At 71.2% G+C, this 14,062-nt stretch carries 13 protein-coding genes; all 13 read left to right on the top strand.

The genetic code is table 11. The features are described from left to right. Positions 1–71 precede the first annotated feature (71 nt). Positions 72–662: a bifunctional pyr operon transcriptional regulator/uracil phosphoribosyltransferase PyrR gene (gene pyrR, locus ACFPP6_RS31875; RefSeq protein ID WP_382049749.1), complete on the top strand. Its 591-nt coding sequence runs from the start codon at positions 72–74 to the stop codon at positions 660–662. A gap of 101 nt (positions 663–763) precedes the next feature. Next, positions 764–1,747, top strand: coding sequence for an aspartate carbamoyltransferase catalytic subunit (locus ACFPP6_RS31870; RefSeq protein WP_382049747.1), 984 nt, complete (start codon positions 764–766; stop codon positions 1,745–1,747). Continuing rightward, the gene (locus tag ACFPP6_RS31865; protein WP_382049745.1) at positions 1,747–3,033 is read left to right on the top strand and encodes a dihydroorotase; all 1,287 of its coding nucleotides are present in this window, start codon (positions 1,747–1,749) and stop codon (positions 3,031–3,033) included. Before ACFPP6_RS31870 ends, ACFPP6_RS31865 begins: the two co-directional genes overlap by 1 nt. Then, positions 3,030–3,602 (top strand): PH-like domain-containing protein, encoded by a 573-nt coding sequence (locus ACFPP6_RS31860; protein ID WP_382049743.1) that lies wholly within the window; start codon positions 3,030–3,032, stop codon positions 3,600–3,602. Before ACFPP6_RS31865 ends, ACFPP6_RS31860 begins: the two co-directional genes overlap by 4 nt. Next, positions 3,599–4,756 carry a glutamine-hydrolyzing carbamoyl-phosphate synthase small subunit gene (gene carA, locus ACFPP6_RS31855; protein WP_382049741.1) on the top strand — a complete coding sequence of 386 codons (1,158 nt, stop codon included), beginning with the start codon at positions 3,599–3,601 and terminating at the stop codon, positions 4,754–4,756. The genes ACFPP6_RS31860 and carA overlap by 4 nt, the downstream gene beginning before the upstream one ends. Beyond that, positions 4,749–8,057 carry a carbamoyl-phosphate synthase large subunit gene (gene carB / locus ACFPP6_RS31850; protein WP_382049739.1) on the top strand — a complete coding sequence of 1,103 codons (3,309 nt, stop codon included), beginning with the start codon at positions 4,749–4,751 and terminating at the stop codon, positions 8,055–8,057. Before carA ends, carB begins: the two co-directional genes overlap by 8 nt. A 96-nt stretch (positions 8,058–8,153) precedes the next feature. Continuing rightward, entirely contained in the window at positions 8,154–9,272 is a 1,119-nt protein-coding gene (locus ACFPP6_RS31845; protein WP_382049737.1) for a quinone-dependent dihydroorotate dehydrogenase, read from the top strand. Further along, positions 9,269–10,135, top strand: a complete 867-nt coding sequence (gene pyrF, locus ACFPP6_RS31840) for an orotidine-5'-phosphate decarboxylase (protein ID WP_382049735.1) — start codon at positions 9,269–9,271, stop codon at positions 10,133–10,135. Before ACFPP6_RS31845 ends, pyrF begins: the two co-directional genes overlap by 4 nt. 265 nt (positions 10,136–10,400) lie before the next feature. Further along, a complete protein-coding gene (locus ACFPP6_RS31835; protein WP_030365336.1) occupies positions 10,401–10,724 on the top strand; it encodes an integration host factor in 324 nt (107 codons plus the stop codon). A 38-nt stretch (positions 10,725–10,762) separates the two neighbouring features. Further along, on the top strand, positions 10,763–11,353 hold the full coding sequence (gene gmk / locus ACFPP6_RS31830) for a guanylate kinase (protein ID WP_367131879.1): 591 nt from the start codon (positions 10,763–10,765) through the stop codon (positions 11,351–11,353). A 33-nt stretch (positions 11,354–11,386) separates the two neighbouring features. Then, a complete protein-coding gene (rpoZ, locus tag ACFPP6_RS31825) occupies positions 11,387–11,659 on the top strand; it encodes a DNA-directed RNA polymerase subunit omega (protein ID WP_004948662.1) in 273 nt (90 codons plus the stop codon). A gap of 111 nt (positions 11,660–11,770) precedes the next feature. Further along, positions 11,771–12,979 carry a bifunctional phosphopantothenoylcysteine decarboxylase/phosphopantothenate--cysteine ligase CoaBC gene (gene coaBC, locus ACFPP6_RS31820; protein ID WP_382049732.1) on the top strand — a complete coding sequence of 403 codons (1,209 nt, stop codon included), beginning with the start codon at positions 11,771–11,773 and terminating at the stop codon, positions 12,977–12,979. Positions 12,980–13,155: 176 nt separating this feature from the next. Beyond that, positions 13,156–14,062 (top strand): methionine adenosyltransferase (gene metK, locus ACFPP6_RS31815; protein WP_382049730.1); only part of this gene is annotated, 907 nt, incomplete at its 3' end.

Raw genomic sequence — 14,062 nt, 5'->3', positions numbered from 1 at the left:
GTACGGTGAGGGAGTAATTCCGACGTCCTTTAATGTCCGTCCCGTGAGGCGGAGAAGGAGGTCCGTTTCGTATGGACGCCATTCCCGAGGCGAGCCCCATGGGCTCCGCCCCCCGTCCCGTGCTCGAAGCACCGGACATCGCACGGGTCCTGACCCGTATCGCCCACGAGATCGTCGAGCGCGCCAAGGGCGCCGATGACGTGGTGCTCCTCGGCATTCCGACGCGCGGCGTCTTCCTCGCCCGCCGGCTGGCCGCCAAGCTCGAAGAGATCACCGGCGGCGCGACCCGCGTCGGCTCCCTCGACATCACCATGTACCGCGACGACCTGCGGCTGCGCCCGGCGCGCGCCCTCGCGCGCACCGAGATCCCCGGCGAGGGCATCGACGGCCGCCTGGTGGTCCTCGTGGACGACGTGCTCTTCTCCGGCCGTACGATCCGCGCCGCGCTGGACGCCCTGAACGACATCGGGCGCCCGCGCGCCGTCCAGCTCGCGGTCCTCGTCGACCGCGGCCACCGCGAACTCCCCATCCGTGCCGACTACGTCGGCAAGAACCTCCCGACGTCGCTGCGGGAGACGGTCAAGGTCCAGCTCACCGAGGAGGACGGGCGCGACAGCGTCCTGCTCGGCGTGCGCGCGGCCACCCCTGCCGACGCGCAGTAGCGAGCTCCCCTCCCGGACCCCGGCCGCTGCGAGGCCGTGACCGCCTGGTCCTCGCACGCCCGTCCGCGTACCCGCACACCTCCTACACACGGAGCACCCGGATGAAGCGCCACCTCATCTCGGCCGCCGACCTCACCCGCGACGACGCCGTCCTGATCCTCGACACCGCCGAGGAGATGGCCCGGGTCGCCGACCGGCCGATCAAGAAACTGCCCACCCTGCGCGGCCGCACCGTCGTCAACCTCTTCTTCGAGGACTCGACGCGCACCCGCATCTCCTTCGAGGCCGCCGCCAAGCGGCTCTCCGCCGACGTCATCAACTTCTCCGCCAAGGGCTCCTCGGTCTCCAAGGGCGAGTCCCTCAAGGACACCGCCCTGACCCTGGAGGCGATGGGCGCCGACGCCGTCGTCATCCGCCACCACGCCTCCGGCGCCCCCTACCGGCTGGCGAACTCGGGCTGGATCGACGGGGCCGTCGTCAACGCCGGCGACGGCACCCACGAGCACCCCACCCAGGCCCTGCTGGACGCCTTCACCGTGCGTCGCCGCCTGGTCGGCCGGGACGCGGGGATCGGGCAGGACCTCTCCGGGCGCCGGATCACGATCGTCGGCGACGTGCTGCACAGCCGCGTCGCCCGCTCCAACGTCCACCTGCTGACCACGCTCGGCGCCGAGGTCACCCTCGTCGCGCCGCCCACACTGGTGCCGGTCGGCGTCGAGAGCTGGCCCTGCGAGGTCTCCTACGACCTCGACGCCGTGCTGCCGAAGTCCGACGCCGTGATGATGCTGCGCGTCCAGCGCGAGCGGATGAACGCCGCCTTCTTCCCGACCGAGCGCGAGTACGCCCGCCGCTACGGCCTGGACGGGGACCGCATGGCGAAGATGCCCGAGCACGCCGTCGTGATGCACCCCGGCCCGATGAACCGCGGCATGGAGATCACCGCCGAGGTCGCCGACTCCGACCGCTGCACGGCCGTCGAGCAGGTCGCCAACGGCGTCAGCACCCGGATGGCCGTCCTCTACCTGCTGCTCGGCGGCTCCGAGCCCGCCGTCACCACCACCGCCCGCACCGAGGAGAACAAGTAATGACCAAGATCCTGATCCGCGGTGCGAAGGTCCTCGGCGGTGAGCCCCAGGACGTCCTGATCGAGGGCGAGACCATCGCCGAGGTGGGCACGGGCCTGAGCACCGAGGGCGCCCAGGTGATCGAGGCCGGCGGCAAGATCCTGCTGCCCGGCCTGGTCGACCTCCACACCCACCTGCGCGAGCCCGGCCGCGAGGACTCCGAGACGGTCCTGACCGGCACCCGGGCCGCCGCGAGCGGCGGCTACACGGCCGTCTTCGCCATGGCCAACACCTTCCCCGTCGCCGACACCGCCGGCGTCGTCGAGCAGGTCTGGCGCCTGGGCAAGGAGTCCGGCTACTGCGACGTGCAGCCCATCGGCGCCGTCACCGTCGGCCTGGAGGGCAAGCAGCTCTCCGAGCTGGGCGCCATGCACGACTCCGCCGCCGGCGTCACCGTCTTCTCCGACGACGGCAAGTGCGTCGACGACGCCGTGATCATGCGCCGTGCGCTGGAGTACGTGAAGGCCTTCGGCGGCGTCATCGCCCAGCACGCGCAGGAGCCCCGCCTGACCGAGGGCGCCCAGATGAACGAGGGCGTCGTCTCCGCCGAGCTCGGCCTGGGCGGCTGGCCGGCCGTCGCCGAGGAGTCGGTCATCGCCCGTGACGTCCTCCTCGCCGAGCACGTCGGCTCCCGGGTGCACATCTGTCACCTCTCCACGGCCGGCTCGGTCGAGATCGTCCGCTGGGCCAAGTCGCGCGGCATCGACGTCACCGCCGAGGTCACCCCGCACCACCTGCTCCTCACCGACGAGCTGGTGCGCTCGTACAACCCGGTCTACAAGGTCAACCCGCCGCTGCGCACCGAGCGCGACGTGATGGCGCTGCGCGAGGCCCTGGCCGACGGCACGATCGACATCGTCGCCACCGACCACGCCCCGCACCCGCACGAGGACAAGGACTGCGAGTGGGCCGCGGCCGCCATGGGCATGGTGGGCCTGGAGACCGCGCTGTCCGTCGTCCAGCACACGATGGTCGAGACCGGGCTGCTGGACTGGGCCGGCGTCGCCGAGCGCATGTCCTTCAAGCCCGCCCGCATCGGCAGCCTCGCCGGACACGGCCGCCCGATCGCCGCGGGTGAGCCCGCCAACCTCACCCTGGTCGATTCCGCTTACCGTGGTCTCGTGGACCCCGCGGGCTTCGCCTCCCGCAGCCGCAACACCCCCTACGAGGGCCGCGAGCTGCCGGGTCGCGTCACCCACACCTTCCTGCGGGGCCGGGCAACGGTCGTGGACGGGAATCTGGCGTGACACCTTTGATCAATCTGGCGGCGGACGAGCAGAAGTCGCAGGCGGTCACCGACTGGGCCGCACGCATCGGCTGGGTCGTGGGACTGCTGCTCTTCATCGCGCTCGTCTACTGGCTGATGCGCGAGGGCTGGAAGTGGCGCGGCGCGCTCCAGGGCGACCTGCCCGAGCTGCCCGCCGTCCCCGCCGACGCGGGTGAGCCCACGCTCACCATGGAGGGCCGCTACCACGGCTCCACCACGGCCGGCCAGTGGCTCGACCGCATCGTCGCGCACGGCCTCGGCACCCGCAGCCGGGCCGTGCTCACCCTGACGGAGCAGGGCGTCACCGCGGTGCGCCCCGGCGCCCAGGACTTCTTCATCCCCGCGGACCGGGTGCGCGGCGCCCGGCTCGACAAGGGCATCGCCGGCAAGGTCCTCACCGAGGGCGGCCTGCTGGTGATCACCTGGGTGCACGGGGACCGGGAGATCGATTCCGGTTTCCGCTCCGACCAGGCGGCCGAGCACGCCGCGTGGGTCGAGGCCCTCACCCACCTGCACCACACGAACAGCGACACGGAAGGCGCACGATGACGACCTCCATCCAGGGGAGCTCCTCGCAGAGGAAAAGTACGGTTCCCGCCGTACTCGTCCTGGAGGACGGCCGGATCTTCCGCGGCCGGGCCTACGGGGCCGTGGGGGAGACCTTCGGCGAGGCCGTGTTCTCCACCGGCATGACCGGCTACCAGGAGACCCTGACCGACCCCTCGTACCACCGCCAGGTGGTCGTGATGACCGCCCCGCACGTCGGCAACACCGGCGTCAACGACGAGGACCCCGAGTCCGCGCGCATCTGGGTCGCCGGCTACGTGGTGCGCGACCCCGCCCGCGTCCCGTCCAACTGGCGCTCGCGCCGCTCCCTGGACGAGGAGCTGGCCAAGCAGGGCGTCGTCGGCATCTGCGGCATCGACACCCGCGCCCTGACCCGCCACCTGCGCGAGCGCGGCGCCATGCGCGTCGGCATCTTCTCCGGGAACTCCCTGCCCGACGAGGGCACGATGCTCGCCGAGGTGCGCCAGGCCCCCGAGATGAAGGGCGCCGACCTCTCCGCCGAGGTCGCCACCAAGGAGACCTACGTGGTCCCCGCGATCGGTGAGAAGAAGTTCACCGTCGCCGCGGTCGACCTGGGCATCAAGGGCATGACCCCGCACCGGATGGCCGAGCGCGGCATCGAGGTGCACGTGCTGCCGGCCACGGCCACCGCCGAGGACGTCTACGCCGTCAACCCCGACGGCGTGTTCTTCTCCAACGGCCCGGGCGACCCGGCCACCGCCGACCACCCCGTCGCCGTCATGCGCGAGGTCCTCTCCCGCAGGACGCCGCTGTTCGGCATCTGCTTCGGCAACCAGATCCTCGGCCGCGCGCTCGGCTTCGGCACGTACAAGCTGAAGTACGGCCACCGCGGCATCAACCAGCCCGTGCAGGACCGCACGACCGGCAAGGTCGAGGTCACCGCGCACAACCACGGCTTCGCCGTCGACGCCCCGCTCGACCGGGCGACCGACACGCCGTACGGCCGGGTGGAGGTCTCCCACGTGTGTCTGAACGACAACGTGGTGGAAGGCCTCCAGCTGCTCGACCAGCCGGCATTCAGCGTCCAGTACCACCCCGAGGCAGCCGCAGGACCGCACGACGCCGCGTACCTGTTCGACCGCTTCGTCTCCCTGATGGAGGGCCAGCGTGCCTAAGCGCACCGACATCCAGTCCGTTCTGGTCATCGGCTCCGGCCCGATCGTCATCGGCCAGGCCGCGGAGTTCGACTACTCCGGCACCCAGGCCTGCCGCGTGCTGAAGTCCGAGGGCCTGCGGGTCATCCTCGTCAACTCCAACCCGGCCACGATCATGACCGACCCGGAGATCGCCGACGCCACCTACGTCGAGCCGATCACCCCCGAGTTCGTCGAGAAGATCATCGCCAAGGAGCGCCCGGACGCCCTCCTGCCCACCCTCGGCGGCCAGACCGCGCTCAACACCGCGATCTCCATGCACGAGAACGGCGTGCTGCAGAAGTACGGCGTGGAGCTGATCGGCGCCAACGTCGAGGCCATCCACAAGGGCGAGGACCGCGACCTGTTCAAGGGCGTCGTCGAGGCCGTCCGCGCCAAGATCGGCCACGGCGAGTCCGCCCGCTCGGTCATCTGCCACACCATGGACGAGGTCCTCGCGGGCGTCGAGACGCTCGGCGGCTACCCCGTCGTCGTCCGCCCCTCCTTCACCATGGGCGGCGCCGGCTCCGGCTTCGCGCACGACGAGGACGAGCTGCGCCGCATCGCAGGCCAGGGCCTCACGCTCTCCCCGACCACCGAGGTGCTCCTGGAGGAGTCCATCCTCGGCTGGAAGGAGTACGAGCTGGAGCTGATGCGCGACAAGAACGACAACGTCGTGGTCGTCTGCTCCATCGAGAACTTCGACCCGATGGGCGTGCACACCGGCGACTCCATCACCGTCGCCCCGGCGATGACGCTGACCGACCGCGAGTACCAGATCCTGCGGGACGTCGGCATCGCGATCATCCGCGAGGTCGGCGTCGACACCGGCGGCTGCAACATCCAGTTCGCCGTCAACCCCGACGACGGCCGGGTCATCGTCATCGAGATGAACCCGCGCGTCTCGCGCTCCTCCGCGCTCGCCTCCAAGGCCACCGGCTTCCCGATCGCCAAGATCGCAGCGAGGCTCGCCGTCGGCTACACGCTGGACGAGATCCCCAACGACATCACCGAGAAGACCCCGGCGTCCTTCGAGCCCACGCTCGACTACGTCGTGGTCAAGGCGCCCCGCTTCGCGTTCGAGAAGTTCCCGGCCGCCGACGCCACCCTCACCACCACCATGAAGTCGGTGGGCGAGGCCATGGCCATCGGCCGCAACTTCACCGAGGCGCTGCAGAAGGCCCTGCGCTCGCTGGAGAAGAAGGGCTCGCAGTTCGACTTCGTCTCCGCGCCCGGCGACAAGACGGAGCTGCTGGCCAAGGCCGTCGTCCCCACGGACGGCCGCATCAACACGGTCATGGCGGCCATCCGCGCCGGGGCCACCGCCGAGGAGGTCTTCGACGCCACGAAGATCGACCCGTGGTTCGTCGACCAGCTCTTCCTGATCAAGGAGATCGCGGACGAGCTGGCCGCCGCCGAGAAGCTGGAGCCCGAGCTGCTGGCCGAGGCCAAGCGGCACGGCTTCTCCGACGCCCAGATCGGCGCGATCCGCGGCCTGCGCGAGGACGTCGTCCGCGAGGTCCGCCACGCCCTCGGCGTCCGCCCGGTCTACAAGACGGTCGACACCTGCGCCGCCGAGTTCGCGGCGAAGACCCCGTACTTCTACTCCTCCTACGACGAGGAGTCCGAGGTCGCGCCCCGCGAGAAGCCCGCGGTGATCATCCTGGGCTCGGGCCCGAACCGCATCGGCCAGGGCATCGAGTTCGACTACTCCTGCGTCCACGCCTCCTTCGCGCTCAGCGACGCCGGCTACGAGACCGTGATGGTCAACTGCAACCCCGAGACCGTCTCCACCGACTACGACACCTCCGACCGGCTCTACTTCGAGCCGCTCACCCTGGAGGACGTCCTGGAGATCGTCCACGCCGAGCAGGAGGCCGGCCCCGTCGCGGGCGTCGTCGTCCAGCTCGGTGGCCAGACCCCGCTGGGCCTGGCGCAGGCGCTCAAGGACAACGGCGTGCCGATCGTCGGCACCTCGCCCGAGGCCATCGACCTCGCCGAGGAGCGCGGCGCCTTCGGCCGCGTGCTGACCGAGGCCGGCCTGCCCGCCCCCAAGTACGGCACCGCCTTCTCCTTCGAGGAGGCCAAGGGCATCGCCGCCGAGATCGGCTACCCGGTCATGGTCCGCCCGTCCTACGTGCTCGGCGGCCGCGGCATGGAGATCGTCTACGACGAGCCCTCCCTCGGCGAGTACCTGGAGCGCCACGCGGGCCTGATCTCCGAGCACCCGGTCCTCATCGACCGCTTCCTCGACGACGCCATCGAGATCGACGTCGACGCGCTCTACGACGGCCACGAGCTCTACCTCGGCGGCGTCATGGAGCACATCGAGGAGGCCGGCATCCACTCCGGCGACTCCGCCTGCGCCCTGCCCCCGATCACCCTCGGCGGCTACGACATCAAGCGGCTGCGGGCCTCCACCGAGGCCATCGCCAAGGGCGTCGGCGTGCGCGGACTGATCAACATCCAGTTCGCCATGGCCGGGGACATCCTCTACGTCCTGGAGGCCAACCCGCGCGCCTCCCGCACGGTCCCCTTCACCTCGAAGGCGACCGCCGTGCCGCTGGCCAAGGCCGCCGCCCGGATCTCGCTGGGCGCGACCGTCGCCCAGCTGCGCGAGGAGGGCATGCTGCCCAAGGAGGGCGACGGCGGCACGCTGCCGCTGGACGCGCCGATCTCCGTCAAGGAGGCCGTGATGCCGTGGTCGCGCTTCCGCGACATCCACGGCCGCGGCGTGGACACCGTCCTCGGCCCGGAGATGCGCTCGACCGGCGAGGTCATGGGCATCGACAGCGTCTTCGGCACCGCCTACGCCAAGTCGCAGGCCGGGGCCTACGGCGCGCTGCCCACCAAGGGACGCGCGTTCGTGTCGGTCGCCAACCGGGACAAGCGCTCGATGATCTTCCCGGCCCGCGAGCTGGTCGCCCACGGCTTCGAGCTGCTGGCCACCTCCGGCACCGCCGAGGTCCTCAAGCGCAACGGCATCAACGCCACGGTCGTGCGCAAGCAGAGCGAGGGCGAGGGCCCGAACGGCGAGAAGACGATCGTCCAGCTCATCCACGACGGTGAGGTCGACCTGATCGTCAACACCCCGTACGGCACCGGCGGCCGCCTCGACGGCTACGAGATCCGCACCGCCGCGGTCGCCCGCGCGGTCCCGTGCCTGACCACGGTCCAGGCCCTCGCGGCCGCCGTCCAGGGCATCGAGGCACTCACCCGCGGCGACGTGGGCGTGCGCTCCCTGCAGGAGCATGCGGAGCACCTGACCGCCGCCCGCGCCTGACCCGTGCCGCCCGCCCGCCCCTCGCGCAGGGGCGGGCGGGCGGTCCCCAGGCACCTCCCTCTCGCCCGTCCCGCTCGCGGAAGGCCCGGCACCACCATGTACTCCCTCTTCTTCCGACTGATCTTCCAGCGGATGGACCCCGAGAAGGCCCACCACCTCGCCTTCGCCTGGATCCGCGCCGCGGCCCGCGTGCCGGTCCTGCGCACCCTCGTCGCGGCCGTCCTCGCCCCCCGCCACAAGGAGCTGCGCACCGAGGCGCTCGGCCTGCGCATGCACGGCCCCTTCGGGCTCGCCGCCGGCTTCGACAAGAACGCCTCCGCCATCGACGGCATGAGCATGCTCGGCTTCGACCACATCGAGGTCGGCACCGTCACCGCCCAGCCGCAGCCCGGCAACCCCAAGAAGCGCCTCTTCCGCCTCGTGGCGGACCGCGCGCTCGTCAACCGCATGGGCTTCAACAACGACGGCTCCGCGGCCGTGGCGGAGCGCCTGGCGGCCCGCAAGGAGGTCTTCCGGACGACCGTGGGCGTCAACATCGGCAAGACGAAGATCGTGCCGGAGGCCGAGGCCGTCGCCGACTACGTCACCTCCACCGAGCGCCTGGCCGCCCACGCCGACTACCTCGTCGTCAACGTCTCCTCGCCCAACACGCCCGGGCTGCGCAACCTGCAGGCCACCGAGGCGCTGCGGCCGCTGCTGACCGCCGTCCGCGAGGCCGCCGACCGCACGGTCACCTCGCGCCGCGTCCCGCTGCTGGTGAAGATCGCCCCCGACCTGGCCGACGAGGACGTCGACGCCGTCGCCGACCTGGCCGTCGAGCTGGGCCTGGACGGCATCATCGCCACCAACACCACGATCGCCCGCGACGGCCTGGGCCTGCGGACGCCGAAGCGCACCGTCGAGGCCATCGGGGCCGGCGGCCTGTCCGGCGCCCCCCTCAAGGCCCGCTCGCTGGAGGTCCTGAGCCGCCTGTACGCCCGCGTGGGCGACCGGATCACCCTGGTGGGCGTCGGGGGCATCGAGACCGCCGACGACGCCTGGGAGCGCATCCTGGCGGGCGCCACGCTCGTCCAGGGCTACAGCGCCTTCATCTACGAGGGCCCGTTCTGGTGCCGCAGGATCCACCAGGGCCTGGCCGAGAAGCTCGCGGCCAGCCCGTACGCCACCCTCGCCGAGGCGGTCGGCGCCGAGACCCGGAAGAAGGCAGCCGCATGACCCTCGAACCCTTCGGCGCGCGCCTGCGCCGCGCCATGGACGAGCGCGGCCCGCTCTGCGTCGGCATCGACCCGCACGCCTCCCTCCTCGCCGACTGGGGCCTGAGCGACGACATCGACGGCCTGGAGCGCTTCACCCGCACCGTGGTGGAGGCGCTCGCCGACCGCGTCGCCGTGCTCAAGCCGCAGTCCGCCTTCTTCGAGCGCTTCGGCTCGCGCGGCATCGCCGTCCTGGAGCAGGCCGTCGCCGACTCCCGCGAGGCCGGCGCGCTGGTCCTGATGGACGCCAAGCGCGGCGACATCGGCTCCACCATGGCCGCCTACGCCGCCACCTACCTCGACCCCGCCTCGCCGCTCTTCTCCGACGCCGTGACGGTCAGCCCCTACCTCGGCTACGGCTCGCTGCGCCCCGCGCTGGACCTGGCGCGCGAGAGCGGCACCGGCGTGTTCGTCCTGGCCCTCACCTCGAACCCGGAGGGCGCCGAGGTGCAGCACGCCGTGCGCGCGGACGGGACGAGCGTGGCCGCGACCATGCTGGACCACCTGCGGGCGGAGAACGCGGACGCCGCGCCCATGGGCTCGTACGGCGCGGTCGTCGGCGCCACGCTGGGCGGCTCGCTCGGCGCGGCGCGCGCGGAGCTGGACATCAACGGCCCGCTGCTGGCCCCCGGCATCGGCGCCCAGGGGGCGACCGCGGCCGACCTGCCCAAGGTCTTCGGCGCGGCCGTGCGCGACGTGGTGCCGAACGTGAGCCGCGGCGTGCTCCGGCACGGACCGGACGCGGCGGCGCTGCGGGCGAGCGCCGAGCGCTTCGCGGCCGAGGTCCGGGAGGCCGTGAGCGCCGTGGATCCGGCGGCCGGGTAGCCGCCGGGAGGCCGCCGGAGGGCCGCCTCACGGCGAGCCTGCCACAGAAGCGTCAAAATTGTTGGTCCATATGTCCGGAAAAGTCCTGGTCGAGCGAGTCTGACCAGGACTTTTCGCTTGTTCTCGCTGACTGGAGCGGAATCGGCCGCTAGTCTCCGACGAGAGCGAACGTGCAAGCGCGTTGCTCGTTGCTCCGCAGGTGTGGGCCGACTAGGTTCCTCACCGGTCCGTTATCCGACAGTTCGATATCCGAGGTGACGTAGGCGTGGCTCTTCCGCCCCTTACCCCTGAACAGCGCGCTGCCGCGCTCGAAAAGGCCGCCGCGGCTCGCCGGGAGCGCGCCGAGGTCAAGAATCGGCTCAAGCATTCCGGTGCCTCGCTGCACGATGTCATCGCGCAGGGCCAGACGAACGAAGTGATCGGCAAGATGAAGGTCAGCGCACTCCTGGAGAGCCTGCCGGGCGTGGGCAAGGTCCGCGCCAAGCAGATCATGGAGCGGCTCGGGATCTCCGAGAGCCGTCGTGTGCGCGGGCTCGGCTCGAACCAGATCGCATCGCTGGAGCGTGAGTTCGGCGGCAAGGCCGCCTGACGTTCCCAGGCACTCCCGCGAACCGGGATAATCGCTGCATGAGTACTGCAGTCTCCCGGGGGACGTCCCCCGTATCCCCGGCCAGACAACCGCGGCTGACCGTGCTCTCCGGCCCCTCCGGGGTCGGCAAGAGCACGGTCGTCGCCCATATGCGCAAGGCGCACCCCGAGGTGTGGCTCTCGGTCTCGGCCACCACCCGCAAGCCGCGCCCCGGCGAGCAGGACGGTGTCCAGTACTTCTTCGTCGACGACGAGGAGTTCGACAAGCTCATCGCCAACGGTGAGCTGCTGGAGTGGGCCGAGTTCGCCGGCAACCGCTACGGCACGCCGCGCCGGGCGGTCCTCGACCGCCTGGAGGCCGGCGAGCCGGTGCTGCTGGAGATCGACCTCCAGGGCGCCCGGCAGGTCCGCGAGACCATGCCGGATGCCCGGCTGGTCTTCCTGGCGCCCCCCGGCTGGGACGAGCTGGTCCGCCGGCTCACCGGCCGGGGCACCGAGTCGCCCGAGGTGATCGAGCGCCGCCTCGCCGCGGCCAAGGTCGAGCTCGCCGCCGAGTCGGAGTTCGACGTCACGCTGGTCAACACCTCCGTCGAGGACGTTGCGCGTGAACTGCTAGCCTTGCTCCGTTGACCATCTTTCTTCACCCCCTTCGGAAGGCAGAGAGTGTCCTCTTCCATCACCGCGCCCGAGGGCATCATCAACCCGCCGATTGATGAGCTGCTCGAGGCAACCGACTCGAAGTACAGCCTGGTGATCTACGCCGCCAAGCGCGCCCGTCAGATCAACGCGTACTACTCGCAGCTCGGCGAGGGCCTGCTGGAGTACGTCGGCCCGCTGGTGGACACCCACGTCCACGAGAAGCCGCTCTCCATCGCGCTCCGCGAGATCAACGCGGGCCTGCTGACCTCCGAGGCCATCGAGGCCCCGGCGCAGTAAGCACGGCGTTCTTCGTCGTTTTTCGTCACCAAGGGTCCGGCAGCGCGGCTGCCGGACCCTTGGTGTGTCATGGGACCTGTACGCAACCGATGGATGGGGAGACAGCGAGCGATGGACAAGCCCAAGGTCGTCCTGGGGGTCAGCGGCGGGATCGCCGCCTACAAGGCGTGCGAGCTGCTGCGCCGGCTCACCGAGTCCGGCCATGACGTCCGCGTGGTGCCCACGGCCTCGGCCCTGCACTTCGTCGGCGAGGCGACCTGGTCGGCCCTGTCCGGCCACCCCGCGGGCACCGAGGTGTGGGAGAGCGTCCACGAGGTGCCCCACGTGCGCATCGGCCAGGAGGCCCGCCTCGTCGTCGTCGCGCCCGCCACTGCCGACATGCTGGCCAAGGCCGCCCACGGCCTCGCCGACGATCTGCTGACCAATACGCTGCTCACCGCCCGCTGCCCGGTCGTCTTCGCTCCCGCCATGCACACCGAGATGTGGGAGAACCCGGCCACCCAGGAGAACGTGGCGACGCTGCGCCGCCGCGGCGCGATCGTCATCGAGCCCGCCGTCGGCCGCCTGACCGGCGTGGACACCGGCAAGGGCCGCCTCCCCGACCCCGAGGAGATCTTCGAGGTCTGCCGCCGGGTGCTGGCCCGCGGCGCCGGCGGCCCGGTGGCCGACCTCGCCGGCCGGCACGTGGTCATCAGCGCCGGAGGCACCCGCGAGCCGCTCGACCCCGTGCGCTTCCTCGGCAACCGCTCCTCCGGCAAGCAGGGCTACGCCCTGGCCCGCACCGCCGTCGCGCGCGGCGCCCGCGTCACGCTCGTCGCCGCCAACAGCGAGCTGGCCGACCCGGCCGGCGCCGACGTCATACACGTGGGCACCGCCGTGCAGCTGCGGGAGGCCGTGCTGAAGGCCGCCGCGGACGCCGACGCCGTCGTCATGGCCGCCGCCGTGGCCGATTTCCGCCCCGCGCGCTACGCCGAGGGCAAAATCAAGAAGAAGGACGGCGAGGAGCCGGCGCCCGTCGAGCTCGTCCGGAACCCCGACGTCCTCGCCGAGCTCTCCGGGGACCGGCCGCGCCCCGGGCAGGTCGTCGTGGGCTTCGCCGCGGAGACCGACGACGTCCTCGCCAACGGGCGCGCCAAGCTCGCCCGCAAGGGCTGTGACCTGCTGGTTGTCAATGAGGTGGGGGAGCGGAAGACCTTCGGTTCGGAAGCGAACGAAGCCGTCGTCCTGGCCCCTGACGGCTCTGAGACGCCTGTTCCCTACGGTCCCAAGGACGACCTTGCGGACACCGTCTGGGACCTGGTCGTGCAGCGCTTCGCGTGAGCGTTTTGTGCGCCGGAGCACACGGGTGTCGCAGGTCACCCGGGCGGTGATACGAGACAGGATGCCCCAACCACGAGAACGCCGGATAAACTGACCGAGGACCCCGCGTCGAGCGCAGCTCTCGGCCAGGGTCCGTCAATGATCAGCCAGCAGCCGCTGCAACCCCAGGGAGCGATGTGTCCCGCCGCCTGTTCACCTCGGAGTCCGTGACCGAGGGTCACCCCGACAAGATCGCTGACCAGATCAGCGACACCATTCTCGACGCCCTGCTCAAGGAGGACCCGACCTCCCGCGTGGCCGTCGAGACCCTGATCACCACCGGCCTGGTGCACGTGGCCGGCGAGGTGACGACGAAGGCCTACGCGCCGATCGCGTCGCTCGTGCGCAACAAGATCCTCGAGATCGGCTACGACTCCTCCAAGAAGGGCTTCGACGGCGCCTCCTGCGGCGTCTCGGTGTCCATCGGCGCGCAGTCGCCGGACATCGCCCAGGGTGTCGACACGGCCTACGAGAGCCGCGTCGAGGGTGACGAGGACGAGCTCGACCGGCAGGGTGCCGGTGACCAGGGCCTGATGTTCGGCTACGCGTGCGACGAGACGCCCGAGCTCATGCCGCTGCCGATCCACCTGGCCCACCGCCTCTCGCGCCGCCTGTCGGAGGTCCGCAAGAACGGGACCATCCCCTACCTGCGCCCCGACGGCAAGACCCAGGTCACCATCGAGTACGACGGCAACAAGGCCGTCCGTCTCGACACCGTGGTCGTCTCCTCCCAGCACGCGTCGGACATCGACCTGGACTCGCTCCTGGCGCCCGACATTCGCGAGTTCGTCGTCGAGCACGTCCTCAAGGAGCTCGTCGAAGAGGGCATCAAGCTCGACACCGACGGCTACCGCCTGCTGGTGAACCCGACCGGCCGCTTCGAGATCGGCGGCCCGATGGGTGACGCGGGTCTGACGGGCCGGAAGATCATCATCGACACGTACGGCGGCATGGCCCGTCACGGTGGCGGTGCGTTCTCGGGCAAGGACCCGTCCAAGGTGGACCGTTCGGCGGCGTACGCGATGCGCTGGGTCGCCAAGAACG

The organism is Streptomyces aureoversilis, from assembly GCF_042657885.1.
In the GTDB taxonomy this organism is placed as follows: domain Bacteria; phylum Actinomycetota; class Actinomycetes; order Streptomycetales; family Streptomycetaceae; genus Streptomyces; species Streptomyces aureoversilis.
Note: the sequence above shows the minus strand (reverse complement) of the source record. Positions and strands in the feature narration are given on the sequence as shown.

Coding starts and splice junctions, on each gene's coding strand:
- pyrF (WP_382049735.1), top strand. CDS start 9,269: ATGACCCTCGAACCCTTCGGCGCGCGCCTGCGCCGCGCCATGGACGAG.
- carA (WP_382049741.1), top strand. CDS start 3,599: ATGACGACCTCCATCCAGGGGAGCTCCTCGCAGAGGAAAAGTACGGTT.
- coaBC (WP_382049732.1), top strand. CDS start 11,771: ATGGACAAGCCCAAGGTCGTCCTGGGGGTCAGCGGCGGGATCGCCGCC.
- pyrR (WP_382049749.1), top strand. CDS start 72: ATGGACGCCATTCCCGAGGCGAGCCCCATGGGCTCCGCCCCCCGTCCC.
- gmk (WP_367131879.1), top strand. CDS start 10,763: ATGAGTACTGCAGTCTCCCGGGGGACGTCCCCCGTATCCCCGGCCAGA.
- ACFPP6_RS31865 (WP_382049745.1), top strand. CDS start 1,747: ATGACCAAGATCCTGATCCGCGGTGCGAAGGTCCTCGGCGGTGAGCCC.
- ACFPP6_RS31870 (WP_382049747.1), top strand. CDS start 764: ATGAAGCGCCACCTCATCTCGGCCGCCGACCTCACCCGCGACGACGCC.
- ACFPP6_RS31845 (WP_382049737.1), top strand. CDS start 8,154: ATGTACTCCCTCTTCTTCCGACTGATCTTCCAGCGGATGGACCCCGAG.